This is a genomic window from Occallatibacter gabretensis (assembly GCF_001449115.1).
Taxonomy (GTDB): Bacteria; Acidobacteriota; Terriglobia; order Terriglobales; family Acidobacteriaceae; genus Telmatobacter; species Telmatobacter gabretensis.
On the sequence record NZ_LAIJ01000009.1, the window covers coordinates 1,958,422 to 1,978,554 of the forward strand.

The 20,133-nt window shown below is 56.8% G+C and carries 11 protein-coding genes; 9 read left to right on the forward strand and 2 right to left on the reverse strand.

The features are described 5' to 3' along the window. Positions 1–135: 135 nt before the first annotated feature. The 7 genes from VO84_RS14550 to VO84_RS14580 all read left to right on the forward strand — a co-directional run bounded on the left by VO84_RS14550 (position 136) and on the right by VO84_RS14580 (position 13,888). Positions 136–3,825, forward strand: a complete 3,690-nt coding sequence (locus VO84_RS14550) for a TonB-dependent receptor (protein ID WP_082661989.1) — start codon at positions 136–138, stop codon at positions 3,823–3,825. Between the two features lie 115 nt (positions 3,826–3,940). Continuing rightward, positions 3,941–4,936 (forward strand): tetratricopeptide repeat protein, encoded by a 996-nt coding sequence (locus VO84_RS14555; RefSeq protein ID WP_058188309.1) that lies wholly within the window; start codon positions 3,941–3,943, stop codon positions 4,934–4,936. Continuing rightward, a complete protein-coding gene (locus VO84_RS14560; protein WP_058188310.1) occupies positions 4,933–6,726 on the forward strand; it encodes a CRTAC1 family protein in 1,794 nt (597 codons plus the stop codon). The genes VO84_RS14555 and VO84_RS14560 overlap by 4 nt, the downstream gene beginning before the upstream one ends. Before the next feature lie 30 nt (positions 6,727–6,756). Then, positions 6,757–8,178, forward strand: a complete 1,422-nt coding sequence (locus VO84_RS14565; protein ID WP_058188311.1) for an MGH1-like glycoside hydrolase domain-containing protein — start codon at positions 6,757–6,759, stop codon at positions 8,176–8,178. Between the two features lie 74 nt (positions 8,179–8,252). After that, the gene (locus VO84_RS14570; protein ID WP_058188312.1) at positions 8,253–10,805 is read left to right on the forward strand and encodes a beta-glucosidase; all 2,553 of its coding nucleotides are present in this window, start codon (positions 8,253–8,255) and stop codon (positions 10,803–10,805) included. 103 nt (positions 10,806–10,908) lie between these two features. Then, a complete protein-coding gene (locus VO84_RS14575; protein ID WP_058188313.1) occupies positions 10,909–11,805 on the forward strand; it encodes a glycoside hydrolase family 16 protein in 897 nt (298 codons plus the stop codon). Positions 11,806–12,064: 259 nt separating this feature from the next. Further along, positions 12,065–13,888, forward strand: coding sequence for a glycoside hydrolase family 16 protein (locus tag VO84_RS14580; protein WP_058188314.1), 1,824 nt, complete (start codon positions 12,065–12,067; stop codon positions 13,886–13,888). A 34-nt stretch (positions 13,889–13,922) separates the two neighbouring features. Here the strand turns inward: VO84_RS14580 and VO84_RS14585 are convergent, their stop codons facing one another. Further along, positions 13,923–16,577, reverse strand: coding sequence for an ABC transporter permease (locus tag VO84_RS14585; protein WP_058188315.1), 2,655 nt, complete (start codon positions 16,575–16,577; stop codon positions 13,923–13,925). Between the two features lie 7 nt (positions 16,578–16,584). Then, on the reverse strand, positions 16,585–16,938 hold the full coding sequence (locus VO84_RS14590; protein ID WP_231737946.1) for a PadR family transcriptional regulator: 354 nt from the start codon (positions 16,936–16,938) through the stop codon (positions 16,585–16,587). 106 nt (positions 16,939–17,044) lie between these two features. Here VO84_RS14590 and VO84_RS14595 point away from each other — a divergent pair, with 106 nt between their 5' ends. Next, positions 17,045–17,431, forward strand: a complete 387-nt coding sequence (locus VO84_RS14595; protein WP_231737948.1) for a PadR family transcriptional regulator — start codon at positions 17,045–17,047, stop codon at positions 17,429–17,431. Between the two features lie 26 nt (positions 17,432–17,457). After that, the gene (locus VO84_RS14600; protein ID WP_231737950.1) at positions 17,458–20,106 is read left to right on the forward strand and encodes an ABC transporter permease; all 2,649 of its coding nucleotides are present in this window, start codon (positions 17,458–17,460) and stop codon (positions 20,104–20,106) included. Positions 20,107–20,133 lie beyond the last annotated feature (27 nt).

The window sequence follows — 20,133 nt, forward strand, 5'->3', positions numbered from 1 at the left end:
GCCGGTCATGGCCCAGGGGAACCTGCACTTGGCGCGGCAGGTCAACTTTGGCAGGCGGTATTGGGCAGTTCACTCGACACGAGACCTACCTCATAGGCGACAAGAGTCGACGTAGTAAAGAATTCAGGAGGCTGTATGCGTGCGTTTTGGAAAGTACTACTAATGCTGATTGCCTGCACACCCGCGTTGTTATGGGCACAGGTGGATCGCGGATCGATCACGGGAACCGTCACAGACTCATCGGGTGCTGTTGTGCCGGGGGTTACGGTCACCCTGGTTGAAACTGAAACCGGTGTGCACTATGAAGGCGACACGAGCAACGGACAGGGCGTTTACCGCGTTCTGAACCTGCCCGTGGGCAAATACGTCCTGACATTTGCCAGGGACGGATTCAAGACCTACTCGCGTGCCGGCGTAACTGTTTCAATCTCACAGAATGTCACATTGAACGCCAAGCTCGAAGTGGGCAACCGGATCGACACTGTCACTGTCACCGCCGATGCTGCCCTTCTGGATACCCAGGATGCGACTCTTGGCAGTACGGTCAGCGGCGGGGTGCTGACGGATTTACCGCTGACTGCCGACGGCGGGCGCGATGCCCGTAACTTCGCGCGATCCGTGGTGGCGACATTCAGCACCGTACAAGGCCCGCAGCTCGGGTACAACAACAGCGTCGCAGGATCGCAGATTGTTTCTCTGGCAACATCCGTGGACGGCACGAGCGCCGATTCGGGCATCATGGGCATCGTCAACGCTCCGGGCATGGATTCAATCGACCAGTTCCAGGTACAAACCAGCGGCATCACTGCGGCCTCTGCCCAGACCGGCGGCGGCGAATTGATGTACGAGCTCAAATCGGGTAATAACAAGTTCCACGGCAGCGCCTTCGGGTTCCTGGCCAACGAGGATCTGAATGCCAACGGTTGGGACAGCAATTATTTTCTATCGCAGTGCGCAGCGGGCGACGCCGTCTGCCGGCAAAATTATGCACGACCCCTTGATCGCTATCACGACTTCGGCTTCAGCGCTGGCGGCCCTATCTGGAAGAATCACACCTTCGTGTTCGGCTCATATGAGCGTTTTCGTAAGCAGAATCTGACGTATTCTCCGGAGCAGGCAACGGTTCCCACGACCAAGATGCTCAGCGGAGATTTCAGCGAGCTTCTCAATGCCGTGACAACCAACCCCATAACTGGAGCCCCTTGCACCGCGCCGTGCCCTACCGGCCAGCTCGACGCGTCGGGAAATCCGATCTACTACGGCGCCATCTTCAATCCGCAGAGCCCAGGGAACGTCTTTCCCGGAAACATCATTCCTTCGGGAAGCATCAGCGCACAATCGCAGAAGGTGATGCAGATCTTCCAGCAGGATTACGCGCCGGAAAACGGCAACCTGACGAATAACTACTGGGGCTTCGCGACTTTCGGTAATTTCCCGATCAACACAAACTACCATCTCGATCTGAAAGTCGACCACAACTTCTCCGAGAAGAATCACGCGAGCGTCTCCTACAACCGTTACCAGGAGACTCCGATTGAAACCAGCGGCCTGTGGCAGCATGGTAGCAGCGACGGCGGCCCGTTTACGCAAAGCTATGTACAGGGCACACTCGGTTGGGAAGTGCGGGTACAGGACTATTACACCTTTAACGCGAACCTGGTGAACTTTGCTTCGGCCGATTACAATTACTGGCTGCGGTGGGATGTCACCTCGCATCCAGTGGACAACACCACGCTTGGTTTTCCGTCGACCAGCAGCGGAGCCGACAACTTTCCCAATATGAGCTTTGGCGGAAATAACAACTTCGGTGAGCCGGGCCTGGGCGCGAACAAGGCGGATCACCTTCCCTACTATCAGGGGCACTATAAGGATGAGCTCTCGTGGGTCCACGGACGCCACGTTATGAAGTTCGGCGGGGAGTTCATTGGCTATGGCGCTAACAGCACCGAGGCTGACGGCTATCTGAACTATGGCTTCAATTCCAACACGGGAGAAACGCTGGCAGTCGCAAATTCGGTCATTGGTCCGTATCTCGGCTTTGGCTTCGCCAACTTCGAGCTCGGCGAGGTAGGCTCCGCCTCTAAGGCAGTCGGCGGGCATCTACGCGGCCGCCGCAAGGGACTGGATTTTTACGCCGATGACACGATCAAGCTCACGCCCAAGCTGACGGTGGACGCAAGCATCCGCTGGGATTTCAACACCGCGTGGAAGGAAGTCAACGGCCAGTGGTCGAACTTCGATACAACCGGCAGCAACTCAAGCTGGCCGGGCTTGCCGGGCGCGTACGAGTTTCTATCGAACGGCGGCCAGTCTTTCGAAAAGGACCAGGACCTGCATCTCTTCTCGCCGCACGTTGGCGCTTCCTACCAGATCACTCCGAAACTCGTCGCCCGCGGTTCCTACGGACTGTTCTATGTGCCGCTCGGTATTAACCAGTGGGGTGGCGCTCCGTTCGCGGGAGAAGCTTCCTTCGGATACCTTGGCCAGGACATTATGCCTGCAGCGCCCACGCCAGTGCAGCCGATCTATCAGTGGGATACCGGATCGACCTATCCCGGCAATCCGCAGCCTGGAACCCGCAACCCGAACGCAAACATCATCTGCCCGTATTGCACCATCTCGGTGGATCCCACCAAGCTCACCCTTGGCCACACCAACAACTGGAACGTGGGTGTGGAATACGAAGTGGCCAAGAACACGGTCCTCGATGTGAACTACATCGGCAACCGTGGTGGACATCTCCACGACGGCTCGGATGATCCGCGCAACTCGGCCACCTGGGGCAACTATCAGCCGCTACTGCAGCGCAACTGCGGCACGGATTCACAGTACTCCTCATGCGCAGGCCAGTTTATTGGCAGCCAGTCAGATGCTCAGAATGCGGGCGTGAACTGGTACCCGTTCCTTACCACCATGACAAACGGCCCCGGCGGCTACAGCGCAACGGATGCCCTTAAGCCTTATTCGCAGACGGGCTCCAATGGCGGCATCATGTTCACAGATTCTCCAATCGGCAGCAGCAGGTACGATGCGCTGGTGACTGAAATCAAGCGCCGGTCCAGCAACGGGCTCAGCACGGACCTCAGCTACACGTTCTCGCATGAGGCAGGCAACGTGAATCGCGCCAACGGCAACTTTGCCGAGAACTGGGGCGGCGGCGATCCATACCAGGATCCCTATGCGTTGGATTCGTTGAAAGATCTGATCTCACCCAATGACGTTCGCCATGAAGTAAAGGGATATGTCTCGTATGCGCTTCCTTTCGGCGCCGGTAAACGGTGGCTGTCAGGCGGCAATCAACTGACGAAGCAGCTTGTGGGGGGATGGAACCTTGCAACACAGGTTGACTATCACGCCGGGCAACCGATGGGAGCAGTGCGGCCCAGCTTCTGGAGCTATCCCAACTGGGGCAACACGTTTGCCAATCTCGTCAAGACGCCAGGCGCTCTGAAGAATAACTTCAAGCATCTGGACCTGAACAATCTGAACGACCCGAGCAATCAGTTTGTGAATCCGTCCAGCTTTACCGATCTCTTTGCCCCAGGCGGAACGGGACAGTACCTTGGAACACTGGGCAATCAGCTTCCCTTCAACTCCGACTGGAGAGGATGGGCGTACTACAACGAAGACCTGAGCGTACTGAAGAAGTTTGGCTTCCATGATGATCGCATTCGTGCGACATTGCGGGCCGAGTTCTTCGACGTCTTCAACCGGCACCATTGGAGCTCACCAAACACCAGCAACATCGGAGCCCAATACTTCGGCAACGTAACCGGTGTCAGTGGCAGCCGCCAAGGCCAGGTTGGCGCACGTATCGAGTGGTAGCGCTCATCGCGTATCCCCGATGATCCAAAGGCAGGCAGTCCATCCAATGGGCTGCCTGCCTCTGGCCTGCACACACCTTTCAGCGATAGTATTCGCTCCATCTACGGAGACATGGATGTTCCATTCCACTTGCCGTCGCTCTTTTGTCAGTGGTCGTGCGCAATTCTTCTGCGCATTGCTGGCAATCGTAGTGCTGCTCGCTGGTTCATGCCGTGCCACGTTGGCGCAGGCTGCCGCGGCGGGCCAGGCAAAATCGGACAATGCAAGCACAGTATCTGCAAGTGATCTCGACCAAGCAAAGAGCCTGCTTAGCACATCGCACTGGAATGATGCTGCGCCGCTCGTGCAAAGCTATCTGGTCCAGCACCCTGAGTCAGCAGACGCGCACGCTCTGATGGGATTGATTCTCTACCGTCAGCATCAGCCGCGCGAATCCATGAAGGAATTTATGCGCGAGTCAGAGCTGGCAGATTTATCGGCATTCGATCTGCGGGTATTTGCTCTGGATTGCGCCGCAATTCCTGACCTGCCTGAAGCGGAGAAATGGCTGCAGCGATCTCTGGATGTAAATGATCAGGACGCCGCGACATGGGAAGCGCTTGGCCATGTCCGTTTTTCCTCGCAGCACTATGAATCCACGATTGAAGCCTTGAACCGAGCGTTAGAGATTGCTCCGCGCACTGTTTCCTCTGAGGCGCTTATCGGCCTCGCCAATGAGCGCCTCGCGCATCTGGATGCCGCAGAGGCGGCATACCGGCAGGCGATTGCATGGCAAGCGGACCGCGAGGTGAAAGACTCGATCCCTTTTGTGGGCCTGGGCCGCGTACTGCTCAACAACAACCAGCCGCAGGATGCGATTCCATTCCTGCAAGTGGGAGCAAAGGCTCCGCAGCCTTCTTCGGAAGCGCACGAGCTGCTCGGTCTTGCGTACTCGAAGACAGGACGCAATGGCGAGGCTGCCGCGGAACTTGAAGCGGCTATCCGCATCCAGCCGCATGAGGCGCGTCTGCATCTCATGCTGGGAAGAATCTATCGCACGCTGGGAGCCAAAGAAAAAGCCGATGCTGAGCAGGCGCAGTACGCGAAGCTCAAAGAAAGCGCGGCTCCATGAGATACAAGCCTGCGCTGAATGTAGCATCAGCTCGACTTTGCAATCCCTCTGCATGGAAAGCCGCGGCTCTTGTGGCTTGCATCCTCTGCAACGGAATCCAGATGACCCACTCGCAGAGCTGCGACCAAAGCCTGGGAATCCATTTCACAGAGAAGGCCGCTGCCTACGGAGTGAACTTTCATCATCGCGCCAACCATACATCCATGAGTTATCCGCTGGAGGTCATGGGGTCAGGCGTCGCGCTGCTCGATTACGACAACGATGGACGGCTTGACATCTTCCTCGTCAACGGTGCGGCATTTCCTGATCCCAACCCTTCCAAGCAGGCTCCGCAAAAAAGCGGCCCTGAATACTGGAATCGTCTCTACCATCAGAAGTCCGATGGAAGTTTTGAAGATGTAACCGCAAAGGCAGGATTGGCCGGCGAAGGCTACGGCATGGGCGTTGCCGTTGGCGATTACGACAATGACGGAAATGAAGACCTGTTTGTTACCGGCTTCCCGCACAATCATCTCTATCACAACAATGGCAACGGAACCTTCACAGATGTAACTGATGCCGCAGGCGTTGCCGGCGAAGGATGGTCCACCAGCGCGGCATGGGTAGATCTGGATCAGGATGGTTTTCTCGATCTTGTGGTTCTGCGTTATTTCAAATGGGACTTTGACGACAAGGATTGCCCGACGCCTGATGGAGTGCGGAGCTATTGTGATCCCAAAGTCTTTCCGGCGATTGAGCCGCTGGTGTATCGCAATGACAAGCATGGGCACTTTGTAGAAGTAGCTCGGAAGATTGGCATCGACAAGCCCAGCAAGGGACTCGGTATCGCAATCGCGGATTACAATCGCGACGGCAAGATCGATGTGTATGTCGCCAATGATGGGATGGACGAATTTCTTTACCGTAACAAAGGCAACGGAACATTTGAAGAAACGGGCGTGAGCGCAAACGTCGCCACGGACGAAAACGGACGCAACTTCGCTGGCATGGGCGTGGTGTTTGAGGACCTCAACAATGACGGCCTGCCGGACATCGTGGTCACTGATCTCGCGCAGCAGACCTATCCGCTCTTTCTGAACCAGGGCAACGGAACCTTCGACTACGCAAGCTCCACGGCGGGCCTGACGCGATTGACCATGTCGCATTCAGCATGGGGCATTCAGGCGCTCGATGCAGGAAATCGCGGAGTCAGGGATCTGATTGCTGCTCAGGGCCATGTCAATGTCGACATTCAGAAAGACAATCCGCAACTGAATTACCTGGAGCCTCCGCTGCTGCTGCGCAATGCTGGCCGCGTGTATCAGGATGCTTCCGCCTGCCTTGGCGATATTTCCAAACAGCCATTTGCGGGACGTGGGCTTGCAACAGGTGACCTGGATAACGACGGCCTGGTGGATGTGGTGATGACAGGTAACGATGGACAGGCTTACATCCTGCATAACGAGTCCAGCAAGGCGCGCCATTGGATCACGATCCAGCTCGTTGGAGTTCAAAGCAATCGCGATGGCATTGGCGCGGAGGTTCGCGTTACCACGGCAAAGACAAAACAATTTGCAACAGTGAGCACAAGCGGAAGCTACGAATCCTCCAGCGATAAGCGCGTTCATTTCGGACTTGGCGACGAAGACTCCGTAAAGTCCGTAGAGATTCGCTGGCCCTCTGGCGCTAAACAGACCATTGTTCCACCTTCCACGGATCGCTTTTACACCGTGACGGAGGGCAAAGGCGTTACCGCCGTATCTTGCGGCAAGCATCCATGCGCCACGCAGCCGGTCCATCCATCGGCGTAAGAAAACGAAATTATGGAGAGAAAGTTTTTGATGAAGCATATTGCTAAGAATCTTGCCGAGCCATCTTCGTTTGCGTATCCCACACGCCGCGATGTTCTTGGCGGCTTAGGCGCGACGGCGCTGACGCTCGCGCTGCCGAACGCAGCTACAAGCCAGGCAGCAAAGCTCAATCGCAGCCAGATCGAGCAGATATTAAAGCCTCTGTTAATTACCGATAATCCGGCGATGTGGCGGTTTGCCGTGGATGTGTATGAACACTGTATCTTCGGCCGCATGCAGGCAGCGGAGCCGCCTCTCAAACATCCGTGGCTTGTGCCGGGCGGAATCTATGTAGGCCAATGGATATGGGACACAACGTTTTTGACGGACCTGCTTGCCATCGTGCCGGACCAGCGGGATTATATCCGTGGCATCTATGCAAACTACTGGGATTCGCAGGCGCGATGGGACAAGGCGAAGCCGGATTACGCGCAGGGCATGGTTGCTAACTTCATCGCGCCTGACAGCGGCCCTCCCGGCTTCACCGGCAAAGACTGGCTCACGTTTCCGGGTTACTCACAGGCGCCTCTACTGGCCTGGGGAGTGGAGCGGGTCTATCGGCGCAACCACGACCTTGAGTTGGTGCGCGCTGCCTTGCCGCATCTTGAGGCGTTTCACAACTGGTACTGGCGTGAGCGCGATCTCGATAATGTAGGACTCGTCACAGTCGGTGCGTACGATGGATCACTGCTGCATGCGCGCTACGAGACCTATGACAATGAGGTTGACCTTGACACGCTGAAGCTTACGCCGCATCCGGGAAGAAAGCCAGGCCCCGATAACGGCCTCTGGTACGGCGACATCTATATTCCCGCCAACACGGGATACCTGTTGCTATCTGAACAGAGCTTGATCAACCTGGCTGAAGCCGCAGGCGAAAAAGAAATCGCAGCCCGCCGTCGTCCCATCGTTGCCAAAGGAATTGCGGCCATGCGCAGCCATATGTGGGATGAACAGCAAGGCTGCTTCCTCGGCGTTCGCCGTGATGGCCTGCGCAAAATATCGACCGCGACAATCGGCGGCATGGTTCCGCTGCAGGCTCGCATCCCCACAACCGCACAGGCCGCGCGCATGGCATCCGCGCTGGCCAGCCCTCACTGGAACACGCCCGTACCAATTCCATCCGTCGATACCGCGGACCCGCAATACAAGAGCGACGGATTCTGGCGCGGCGATGTGTGGCCCTCGTCGGTGTATCAGACGCTGGAAGGACTTGCGTCATTTGGTCATCGTGAGCTGGTAGGGCAACTCGCAGGGCGATTGATCGATAACGCAATCAAGGTGGGCATCAGTGAGCACTATGACTCACATACGGGTGAGGCTCTCGGTGTACCCAACCTCGGAATGTCCGCTGTGATACTCACCATCGCGCTCGAACAACTGAGCCCACGACACGTCATTCACGTGGCCTGAAGTGCCGGCCACATCCATCATTGCTGCAACCCATACCTAATAACTGCAGTTAGTCATTCAAGGAGAGTCATATCATGCACAAATACCGCTGGAAAAGCCTGCTAAGTTATCTCATCCTCTTCTCTACAGCCGGCGCAGCGACGACATTTGCCCAGGGCCCGATTCCAGACAGCCCGGCTATCGAACAGCGCGTCGATGAGATGGTCGCAAAGCTCACATTGGAGCAAAAGATCCGTCTCATCGGCGGTGAGGACAGTCTGTTCATCCGCGCCGAGCCCGCAGTTGGCTTTCCCCGCATCAAGATGTCCGACGGACCGATCGGCGTGCGCGGATGGGGACCAATCACCTCGTTCACTGCTGGAATCGGCATGGCCGCGACCTGGGATCCGGAACTGGCCCAGCGCGTCGGCGCTGCCATCGGGCGGGATGCACATTCGCGCGGCGTGCACATCGTATTGGGGCCGGGAGTCAATATTTATCGCGCTCCCATGGCAGGGCGAAACTTCGAGTATTACGGCGAAGATCCATTTTTGTCCTCGCGCCTCGTTGTCGGATATATCAAGGGCATGCAGAGCCAAAACGTGATTGCGACGGTGAAGCATTTCGCTGCAAATAACCAGGAGTACGACCGCCACAACGTTAGCTCCGACCTGGACGAAAGGACTCTCCGCGAGATCTATCTGCCCGCCTTTGAAGCGGCAGTCAAGGAAGGCGGCGTAGGTGCCGTCATGGACTCCTACAACCTGATAAACGGCCAGCACGCAACGCAGAACTCGCACCTGAACAACGACATTCTCAAAAAGGACTGGGGCTTCAAGGGAATTCTCATGTCTGACTGGTGGTCCACATACGACGGCGTGGCCGCGGCTAACGGAGGGCTTGATATCGAGATGCCCGACCCGAACTTCATGAATGCGAAAGTCCTGATTCCTGCTGTCAAGGAAGGCAAGGTTCCTGAGTCTGTCATCGACGACAAGATACGCAGAATCTTTAGAACAGCAATTCGCTTCGGATTCATCGATCACGACCAGCAGGATTATTCACTTCCTACTTATAGCCAGGAGAACCGTCCGGTTGCTCTTGAAGAGGCGCGCGAAAGCATTGTGATGCTGAAGAATGAGCACGCCACGCTTCCGCTTGAGATGAGCAAGGTGAAAACCATTGCCGTGCTCGGGCCCGATGCCTGGCCTGCAGTTACAGGAGGCGGCGGCAGCTCGCAGGTAACGCCGTATTCCGCGCCCAGCCTCATGACGGGATTGAGCGATTACTTTGCCGGCAAAGCTAAAGTCCTCTATTCTCGCGGCGTTCCCCCCATGGACGAAATGCTTTCGAAAACAAACTTCATGCTGCCTGAAAAGATCGCCGCCGCTGAACTTCCCGCGGCGCAGGGCCATGGCGTCATGGTGGAGCAATTTGATAACGCCGATTTTTCCGGAACGCCGGTATCCACCAGGTTTGTTGATCGTGTAGACACAATCCTGAATCCTGAGAACGCGCAATTTCCCACGCCCAAAGGCGTCCGCTACTCGACACAATTTCGTCCCGCCAAGGACGGCATCTACATGTTCCTGGCCACTGCCGGCGGAGGCGGGGCCTATAACCTCTACGTCGATGGCAAGCAGCAGATTCAACAGATCTCACGCGAGGGCATTGAACCGCTATGGGTTGAGTTGCCGCTGAAGGCAAACCAGACCGTCGCGGTTCGGCTTGATTACATGCCGAATGGACCGAACCTGCAGGCCGGTCTTGCGATCCGCTCTCTTGATGAGCTTGTCACGGTCGAGGCGCGGAAGATCGCGGCCCTGGCCGATGTCATCATCGTCGATGCCGGCTTCGATGGCACAACGGAATGCGAAGGCTACGATCGCACCTATGCGCTTCCCTGGGGCCAGGATGAGCTGATTGAAGCAGCGCTGGCCATCAATCCCAAAACTATTGTTGTGCTCACCGGCGGCGGCGACGTTGACACACATCGCTGGATTGAAAAGACGCCCGCTCTTCTGCATCAGTGGTATTCCGGCCAGGAAGGCACAACAGCACTGGCAGATATCCTCTCCGGCGTCCGCTCGCCGGAAGGCCGTTTGCCCATCACTTTTCCGCATAGCTGGGAAGAGAATCCTACCCACGACAGTTACTACGCTCCCGTGGTCCCTACCGGCGCCACGCCGCATGTTCGTTACTCTGAAGGAGTGTTTGTCGGCTATCGCTCCTTTGTAACGACCGGCAAAAAGCCACTCTTTCCCTTCGGCTATGGCCTCACATATACCACCTTCGCATTTTCAAACTTGAAGGTTGAGCCCGGCGTAACAAACGGCCATGCGTCGGCGCAGGTATCGTTCGACCTGACCAACACCGGCAAGGTGGCCAGCGCCGATGTGGCACAGGTCTATGTCGGCGACCCGTCCGCAAAGATCGAGCGGCCCCGGATCGAGCTGAAGAACTTCAAAAAGGTGCGGTTATCGCCCGGGCAAAAACAACACGTCACGCTCTCTTTGGATGAACGCTCGTTTTCTTACTGGAGCGAGAGCGCGAATCAATGGAACTGGGATCCGGGGAAGTTTGTCATCGCTGTAGGAGATTCCTCAGAGAACACGCCTCTCACCACGGAAATTGAGCTGAAAAAGTAGCCGTATACACAGGACAGCGCGCTGTTCTGTGTAGAGCCAGTGAGAACATCGAGGACAACGTCCTCGGTGTTCTCAGCTGTCCAAAAGCAAATGGAGAATAAAAATGTTTCGGATCAACCCGCGTCTTAGTGGGCTTGTTGCAGTACTCATCGCTGGTTGGCTCTTATCGATGAACGCCGCGCATAGTAGCGGCGCAAAGGGATCTCATGGAAAGCCCTCCACAGGCGACAACTGGACGCTGGTATGGAGCGATGAATTCAACGGTCCGGATGGAAGCTTGCCGGACGCCGCAAAGTGGCATCAGATTCAGGGCGGCTCCGGCTTCGGCAACGGCGAGCTGGAATACTACACAGGCTTGCCTGCCAACATTCACCAGGACAATGGGAACCTGGTCATTACAGCAAAGAAGGAAGACTACAAGGGGCCCGATGGCCTCTCCCATCCTTATACTTCCGCTCGCATTGAAACCAAGGGCCGGTTTCAGCAAAAGTATGGCCGAATGGAGGCACGCATCAAGATACCTAAAGGGCAGGGAATCTGGCCCGCATTTTGGATGATGGGCAATAACTTCGACACCGTAGGATGGCCGGACTGCGGAGAGATCGACATTATGGAAAACGTAGGTTTTGAGCCTTCTTCCGTGCACGGCACCCTGCACGGTCCCGGATACTCCGGTGGTGAGCCATTGACGGGCACTTTCACACTCCCTCAGCAGGCTCATTTCAGCGACAACTTCCATGTCTTTGCCATCGAATGGGATCCCCAGGAGATCCGCTTTTATGTGGACAACACGGTGTTTGAGACGCAGTCTGTGAAGAACCTTCCTGCCGGCAAACACTGGGCCTTTGACCACCCGTTCTTCATTCTTCTGAACGTGGCGATTGGGGGATACTGGCCCGGAAATCCTGACGGCACCACGGCATTCCCCACCAGCATGCTGGTTGACTACGTGCGTGTTTACCGCCCGAAGAGCACAACGGACACAGCATCTCATCCCTGAAAAATCGAGCTTCCAGTCAAGGCCGGCGTATCCCTTTAACCCGACAATCCGCTGGCCTGGATTGAGATTTCAGGCGCTCAGGTCGTGTCCAGACAGCTTGTACCTAATCGAATTTCGTATTGATACTGCCAAATGCTATGATCAACACGTAATTTCCAGGGCCAACGTCTTCAACGCCATCCTTATGACCTGCACTGTTACTTCGGTCCAGATGCCATTCGTTGCGTTCGCCTTTGCAGGTAGGGTGCAATAGACCGAAATGCATCTCGAGACATCCAGCGAGGGACATAGAAGCTCCGAGATTGTCACGTCGCCTGAGGGGCAGGATCCTGGCGTTTCCCCGGATTTCAAAGAAGAAAGAGCAGAACTGGAGTGGGTGCTTTCTCATCCGGAGATTAGCCGATCCACCAATCTGGTTCGCTTCCTCTCGTTTATCTGCAACAAATACTTCAACGGTGAAACGCGCGATATTCGCGAGCACGCGATTGCCATTGAAGCCCTGGGCCGCAAGCAATCGAGCTTTGATTCGCACGTCGATCCCATCGTGCGCGTGACTGCGCGGACGCTCCGCAAGAAACTTCAGACCCTGTATCAGACCGACGGACAGGCGCATAAATTGCAGATTGTGCTGCCCGTTGGGCACTACATTCCGCAATTTCTGCAGCGCGAAGACGTAGACACGGAATGGACCGCTTCAGTGGAAGCAGTTTCACCCGAAGAACCATCTCTCGAAAACGCTGCCGGACAAAACAATCTCGATCTTCCAGTTCCGCATGAAGCCGGAAATATCGAACAGACGCCTGCGCACACGCCGCACGGTTTTTCTCTGAACCCGTTGACAGCCTGGAAGCTGGTCGCCGCCTTGGCTGCGGTGTCGGTAATCTTCTTCGTCGGTTTCTTGCTTGGCCGGCAGACAAGCCGCCTGCCGCAAATCGCCAAAGAAGGATTCAAATGGGGAGAGCCCGTCTGGAGTGACGAGTTTGACGGCACCGCGCAGCAGCTTCCCGACCCAGCCAGGTGGGGCTACGACGTCGAGGACCAGGCTGGAATTGGACCCAACGAGCGACAGGTTTACTGTTCCCCTCAAGCCGGTCATTCCAAAGAATGTGATCCGCGACGTCCGAATGCTTTCCTCGATGGTACGGGGCATCTGGTGCTTCGAGCTCAGAAAAATCCAGATGGTGTCTGGACGCTGGTTCGGGTTACGACCAAAGGACTGCAGAATTTTCAGTATGGCCGTATTGAAGCTCGCATGAAGTTCCCCGTCGGAAATGGTTTGTGGCCTTCCTTTATCATGGCCGGTGCAAACAAGGACACGGTCGGCTGGCCCGCTTCCGGCTCCGTAGACATTGCAGAGAATGTCTCCGTTTCGCCGGGCTCCAACGGTCTTGGCCCTTCCATGATCCGATCTACGATGCACGGGCCAAGGTATTTTGGCTCCAATGGCTTATGGCACGATTTCAAGCTGCCGAATGGCGCCAGGGTAGATGACGCAAGCTTTCACACCTACGGCGTCATCTGGTCTCCCGGCATGATTCAGTTTTATGTGGACGATCCCGCCAACGTCTACCTGGTCCATGACGCCAGCGATGTTCCTGAAGGCGGAGCGTGGGTCTTCGATCATCCCTTTTATCTGATGATGAACCTTGCCATGGGCGGCGATTGGGCAGGGAACTCAGACTCGACCACGCCAAATCCCGCAGACATGCTGGTGGATTACGTTCGCGTTTATAAAATTCCACCGCTGCCTGCACCCCGCATCGAATGGCAATCGGTGCCGGTCAAGGCGGGCTCCTCTGCAGCCAGCATTGTTTCGCTTCACGCCTCCAGCTACACCGGCCGCGTGCGTCTGACCTGCACCACCGATGTACCTACCGTGCCTTGCTCACTAGCCGCGGCTGTCCTCAACTTCTCTGACACACTCTCTCTCGAAGACACGCTCACGCTTTCCACGGAAACCTTCGCTGAAAAGGGCAAGGTCGTAGCGTCACCGGGGCACTATAAAGTCACGATCACGGCAACCACGATGAGCGGCGCCCATTCAGAGATTACTGTTCCTTTTGAAGTAAAAAGCAGCGAATAAATCCCATCGGTAGAGCTATCCTTGATAGCGAAATTTATTCCGCCCGCAATGCCGTCATCGGGTCGGCATTCGCCGCGCGCCGTGCCGGCACGTAAGACGCTATCAACGCCACCACCAGCACCACAAAGGCCACGCTCGCAAGAATGAGCGGGTCCGCGGCACTCACTCCATAGAGCAGGGCCTGCATCACGCGCCCCATGCTTAAAGCCAGCGCCAGCCCCACAATCATGCCCGGCACAACCAGTCGCGCGCTCTGCATCAGCACCATGCGCAGCAAGTCTCCATGCTGTGCGCCCAGTGCAACGCGCAAGCCGAACTCCTGTGTGCGCTGCGCCACGGTGTAGGCAATCACGCCATACGCCCCGATGCCAGCCAGCACAATCGCCAGCGCCGCAAACAGACTCACCATCACAAACGTAAATCGCGGCGCGGAGATCGACGCATCCGTCACCTGGTTCATCAGCTTCACATCGGCCACTGCCAGCGCCGGGTCCAGCTTGTGCACCGCCGCGCGCAGACTGTCTGCAACCTGCCGTGCATCGGAGCGCGTGCGAATCACAACTGACATATCCAGCTGCGCCCGCTGTAGTTCCGGCCACCAGAATGCCGGCTCTGCACCCGTGCTGTTTGGCTGGTCCTTTACATTGCCAACAACCCCCACAATCGTCAGCCAGTCCGCATCTGTCTTAGGCTCGTCCTCAAATGTGATGCGCTTCCCAACCACGTCTTCATTCGGCCAGTAGCGTTGCGCAAGCGCACGGTTGACGACTATTACAGCACGGGCTCCCTTTCTGTCTCCCTCGGTAAAGAAACGTCCCTCCAGAAGTGGAATCTGCATAGCGCTGAAGTAGCCCGCCGTAGCCCTGTGATAACGCGCATGAAAGTAGTCGTTCGGCGCGGGCTTCTTACCTTCAATCCCGAATCCCGCATTTTCGTCGTAGCCGGTCCATGGCAGATCGCTCCCGGCCCCGGCGCTCTCCACTCCAGGAAGCGTATTCAGACTGTTCGTGAGATTGTCATAGAATTGCGCCGTCTGCTCGTCGGTTTTGTATTGAGCATGCGGCAGAGAGAGATTGGCAGTCAGCACATTCTCTTCATGAAAACCGGGATCAAGATGCACAAGGTTGAGAAATGTGCGCAGCATCAGTCCCGCCCCCACCAGCAGCACACTGGCCATACTCACCTCAGCAATCACCAGCGCACTCCGCAGCCGGTTCTGATGCCGGCTGGCAGTCGTAGTTCTGCTGCCCTGCAATCCCTTCTTCGGGTCAGTATGCGAAGCCTGCATCGCCGGAGCTAGGCCGAACAAAATCCCGGTCAAAAGGCTGATGAGCAGCGTAAACACAAGCACCGGCCAGCTCACATGAATATCATGCGCCCGCGGAAAATCTGCAGGAAGCAATGCGACAAGCGCGCGCACCCCGCCAAGCGCAAGCAGCAGGCCAAGCACTCCGCCCGTCAGCGAGAGGATGAGGCTCTCCGTAAGAAGCTGCCGCACCACACGCACCCGCGGCGCGCCCATGGCAAGCCGAACTGCAATCTCGCGCTGACGGGCTGAAGCGCGCGCCAGCAGCAGATTCGCCGTGTTAGCGCATGCAATCAGCAGCACCATGCCCACCGCGCCAAGCAACACAAACAACATGCGCTGCCTCGCGCCCACGATCTCTGAGTACAGCGGAACAACAAGTAACGTCCAGCCGGTATCGTTGCCCGGATGCTCGCGTCCAAGCTGCGTCATCATGGCATTCATCTCGGCAGCCGCCTGCCCCACGCTCACACCGGCCTTCAGCCTTCCAATTCCTTCCATAAAGTGCGAGCCGCGTTGATTGGAGCTCCCCTCAAACGGGAATGGCCGCCACACATCCACGCTGTCCCCATACGCCACCGCGTGATAGTTGTTGCCCGGATGTTCCGTGCCCGCAGGCATGACACCAGTCACGATATACGGCTGCGTATCAAGCGTAATCTTGCGGCCAATAATATTTGGATCCGCGCCGAACTGGGTTCGCCACACGCGGTCGCTCAGAATCACCTGCAATCCATTGCCCGGAATCTCCGCATTGAAATCAAACTCTCGACCTAACTGCGGCTGCAACCCAAGCACACGAAAATATCCGGATGTGACATAGAACCCACTCAGATGAACCGGCTCGCTCGCACTGGAAAGCTGCACATCGCCACGCGTAAAAGCCGCCATCGATTCGAACGAACGATTGCGTGCGCGAAAATCAAGAAAGTCAAAAGGGTTCAGCGGGAACTTTGGAAAGTCTGCACTGGAAAGAAAAATGCGCGTAAGCCGCTCAGCCTGCGGATATGGAAGACGCTTGAGCAGCACGCCGTTAATCACGCTGAAAATTGCACTGTTCGCACCAATGCTGAGAGCAAGCGTCAAAATCATCACCAGCGAAAAAGTAGGATTCGCCCAAAGCTGCCGCAGCGCATATTTCGCATCCTCAATCGTCGTCTCAATCACGCTCGTCCCCCGTGCCTCGCGGCAATCTTCCTTTACCTGCTCATGCCCGCCAAAAACAATCCGCGCGCGGCGCTTCGCTTCTTCCTGCGTCATGCCCGCGCGCATGTGCTTCTCTACTTCTGTGTCAAAGTGAAAGCGAAGCTCTTCTTCGAGCTCATCTTCCACAGCCTTGCGCAGAAACAGCGCACGCACGCGATAGCGCAAATCATTCAGCATGACAGGCTCACGCTCCTTCCAGAATCTGCTCTACAGCCAGCGTCAGTTTCCGCCACGTTTCCGTCTCCAGTTCCAGTTGCTGCTTACCGCTGCGCGTGAGTTCGTAAAATTTCGCCTTGCGATTGTTCTCTGAAGTTCCCCATTTTGCCTTGATCCATCCGCGCCGCTCCAGCCGATGCAGCGCCGGGTACAACGACCCCTGCTGAATACTCAGCACTTCACTCGACACCTGCTGCACGCGTTCCGAGATTGCCCACCCGTGTTGCGCTCCCGGCAGCAACGTACGCAAAATCAGCAGGTCCAGAGTTCCTTGCGGCAGCTCGATTTTTCCCGTCAACGTGTTCCCCTTCCGCTTCGACAAAAGTGTACGAAACTTCCTGTAGAAGTGCAAGGGGAATGTGAATTTAGATGGCAGGGCTCAATTTCTCAGAGGATTTTCGTGATTGGTTGTCCTTTGGACATTCCAAATGAGTTCTGATATCTTCTTTGCGATGGCCAAAGGAGCGATCTTGAGCGCCGATAAATCTGAAGTTCTGCAAGGCACGCTGGATATGATGATCCTGAAGACCCTCCACGTGCTGGGTCCGCAGCATGGATTCGGGATTGCACGCCGCATCGAGCAGGTAAGCGAGGATGTTCTCACTCTGAATGAGGGCACGGTGTACACCTCGCTGCTGAGGCTGCAACAGCAGGGATGGATCGAATCGGAGTGGGGCACTTCGGAGAACAACCGCAAGGCCAGGTTCTACTCGATCACCAGGCGAGGGCGAACACAACTTACGGTCGAGACGGAAAACTGGGAGCGGATATCCGGCGTGATCGGCCGAGTTTTGCGTTTGGAGGCGGAGAAATAAACATGACTTCCTCAATTTTTCGACTTATGTCCAGAGTGCGCGGTCTTTTCGGACGGAAAGAAGCGGATTCCGAATTTGACCGGGAGATGCAGACGCATCTTCAACTGTTGACGGAGCAATTCATTCGGCAGGGAATGGATCCCAAAGATGCGTGGTCAGCCGCTCGCCGTCAGTTCGGCAACACCACACTGCTGCGGCAGCGCCAACGCGAATCGCGCACGTTCTTGTCATTCCCAAATATCTTGCAGGATCTGCGCTACGGCTTCCGCATGTTATGGAAGAGCCCGGCTTTCTCGGTGATTGCGGCGCTGACGCTGGCCCTGGGAATTGGAGCGACGTCTGCGGTCTTCAGCTTGATTCAGGGCGTATTGCTCACCCCGCCGCCCTATCAGAAACCGCAACAACTCATGCTGATTCCATCCGTGCGCACGGACGGCCGAAAGACGGACAGCACGCGAGGCTGGGCAGCGCAGCAGTGGCTGGAATGGAACGAAAAGGTGGGAGCGTTTCAGGGAATAGCGGGATATGGTTGGACCTTCAATTTCCTGGTTCGCAATGACGGCAGCCAGTCCATGCAGGGCATGGAGGTAAGCAAAGAATATTTTCGAGTCATGGGTCTGAAGACGGCGTTCGGACACGGTTTTGACGATTCGGATTTCGGACAAGGGCATGTGAAGTCGATTTTGCTGGGATATGAGTTCTGGCAACGCGCGTTCGGCGGCGATAAGCAGATTATCGGGAAGACGGTGCGCATCAGCCGCTGGGATTCGTCGCCGGTTGTGGTCGGCGTGATGGAGCCGGGAGTGCGATTCCTGCCGTCGCCGGGAGCGGCCAAGGAGCCGAATTACGACGTCAACGCGACAGTGGATATTTGGGTGCCGGCGGATCCGGACCCGAAGAATATGAAGGATCCCGGTTGGTACGTGGTGGGTCGGCTGCGGGATGAAGTAACACCGCAGCGCGGCCAGCAGGAACTGGCCGCACTCACGGCAAGCGAGGCGAGCGCAGAGAAGGACTTTGAAGGATTCTCACCCCAGCTTGAGCCGTTAACGGACGAAATGAACCGGGACGGCAGACGGATTCTCTTGCCGCTGCTGGGCGCCTCGGTACTGGTGCTGCTGATTGCTTGCGGCAACGCCGCAGCTTTGCTGCTGGTCCGCGGGCTGCAACGGCAGCAGGAATATGCTGTGCGAATTGCAATGGGCACGGGCCGCATTGGTCTTCTACGACAGGTTTTGACGGAAGGCTTGATCCTGGCGATATTCGGCGGGACGTTGGGCGTTGGGCTAGCGGTTTTCGCCGTACATTTGTTCAAGGTGGTTGCCGGACATGCCGTTCCACGCCTTGATGCAGTGACAGCAGGCTGGGCAGTTTTGGGGTGGGGGCTCGGATTGGCGGTGCTGGCGGCATTCATTGCAGGAGCCATTCCGGCCCTGCGCGCCTTTCGGTTAAATCCGATGGAGGTGCTGAAAGATGGGGGGCCGAGGGGAACGGCGGGAATCGGAGAGAGGCGTCTGCTGCATGGGGTCGCAATGCTTCAAATCTCGTTGACGTTGGCGTTGCTGGTGGGCGCGGGTCTGTTGATTCGCACCATGGTAAAGATCGCCGAGGTGTCGTCGGGCTATAACACCAGCCGAATACTGACCATGAGCGTTACGGAGGTGCAAGACCAGGCGGCTTGGGGCCCATTTCACCGGCATGCGCTTGAGCGCGTCGCGGCGATTCCGGGTGTTCAGTATGCTGCCTTTGCCTGGGGTGTTCCGCTGACGGGGAACAATTGGCATGGGACGATGGACATTGAAGGCCAGCCACCCCCGGCAAAAGAGAGCGACAAAATAGAGCTGCCGATGCGCGCAGCGACACCTGACTATTTCAAATTGATGGGATTGCCGCTGACCGACGGACGGGAATTTCGACAGACGGACGATGATAAAGCGCCGAGTGTGGCTATCGTGAACCAGGCATTTACACATCGCTACTTTCCCAATAGCAACTCAGTAGGGCGAAAAATCTGGTTTGGCAGCCGGGATAAACCGGGCATCCAGATCGTCGGCGAGATCGCGAACGGACGGACCGACGACCTGACACAGGAGCCATTGCCGGAGGTCTATCTGCCACTATGGCAGGCACACGCGTTCTCAAAGCATCTGGTGGTACGGACAACGGCAGATCCGCGCACGGTGGTGGTTGCGGTCGAGCGCGAACTGCGTGCCGTGGATCCTACGGCGGCCATTGAGAACGTGAAGACGCTGGAGCAGATTCGCGACGAATCACTGGCATCTCGGACCTTTGCAATGCACTTGCTTACGGGGTTTTCGGTGTTGGGAAGTGTGCTGACGCTGGTAGGAATCTACGGCGTGATTTCGCTGTCCGTGGCCTCACGACGCCGTGAGCTGGCCATCCGCAGCGCTGTGGGCGCGCAGCAATCAGACATACGCAGGCTAATCTTCGGAGAAGGCTTCCGGTTAATCGTCGGAGGCGTGCTCGGGGGTATAGCGCTGGCGGTTGTTCTATCGGGAGTGTTGAGATCTTTCCTGTTCGAAGTGCAGCCCAGCGATCCTGCGACATTCATCGTTGTGGGAGCATTATTCGTGGGAGTTGGACTCCTGGCGTGCTGGGCGCCGGTGCGGCGCGCTGGGAAAGTCGATCCACTGGAGGCGCTACGCTACGAGTAAATCGTGCCAGGCTCTACAACCGATCTT

Excerpts from the sequence above, each read along its gene's own strand:
- VO84_RS14565 (WP_058188311.1), top strand. The coding sequence starts at position 6,757 with ATGAAGCATATTGCTAAGAATCTTGCCGAGCCATCTTCGTTTGCGTAT.
- VO84_RS14560 (WP_058188310.1), top strand. The coding sequence starts at position 4,933 with ATGAGATACAAGCCTGCGCTGAATGTAGCATCAGCTCGACTTTGCAAT.
- VO84_RS14550 (WP_082661989.1), top strand. The coding sequence starts at position 136 with ATGCGTGCGTTTTGGAAAGTACTACTAATGCTGATTGCCTGCACACCC.
- VO84_RS14555 (WP_058188309.1), top strand. The coding sequence starts at position 3,941 with ATGTTCCATTCCACTTGCCGTCGCTCTTTTGTCAGTGGTCGTGCGCAA.
- VO84_RS14595 (WP_231737948.1), top strand. The coding sequence starts at position 17,045 with ATGAGTTCTGATATCTTCTTTGCGATGGCCAAAGGAGCGATCTTGAGC.
- VO84_RS14600 (WP_231737950.1), top strand. The coding sequence starts at position 17,458 with ATGTCCAGAGTGCGCGGTCTTTTCGGACGGAAAGAAGCGGATTCCGAA.
- VO84_RS14575 (WP_058188313.1), top strand. The coding sequence starts at position 10,909 with ATGTTTCGGATCAACCCGCGTCTTAGTGGGCTTGTTGCAGTACTCATC.
- VO84_RS14585 (WP_058188315.1), bottom strand. The coding sequence starts at position 16,577 with ATGCTGAATGATTTGCGCTATCGCGTGCGTGCGCTGTTTCTGCGCAAG.
- VO84_RS14580 (WP_058188314.1), top strand. The coding sequence starts at position 12,065 with ATGCATCTCGAGACATCCAGCGAGGGACATAGAAGCTCCGAGATTGTC.
- VO84_RS14570 (WP_058188312.1), top strand. The coding sequence starts at position 8,253 with ATGCACAAATACCGCTGGAAAAGCCTGCTAAGTTATCTCATCCTCTTC.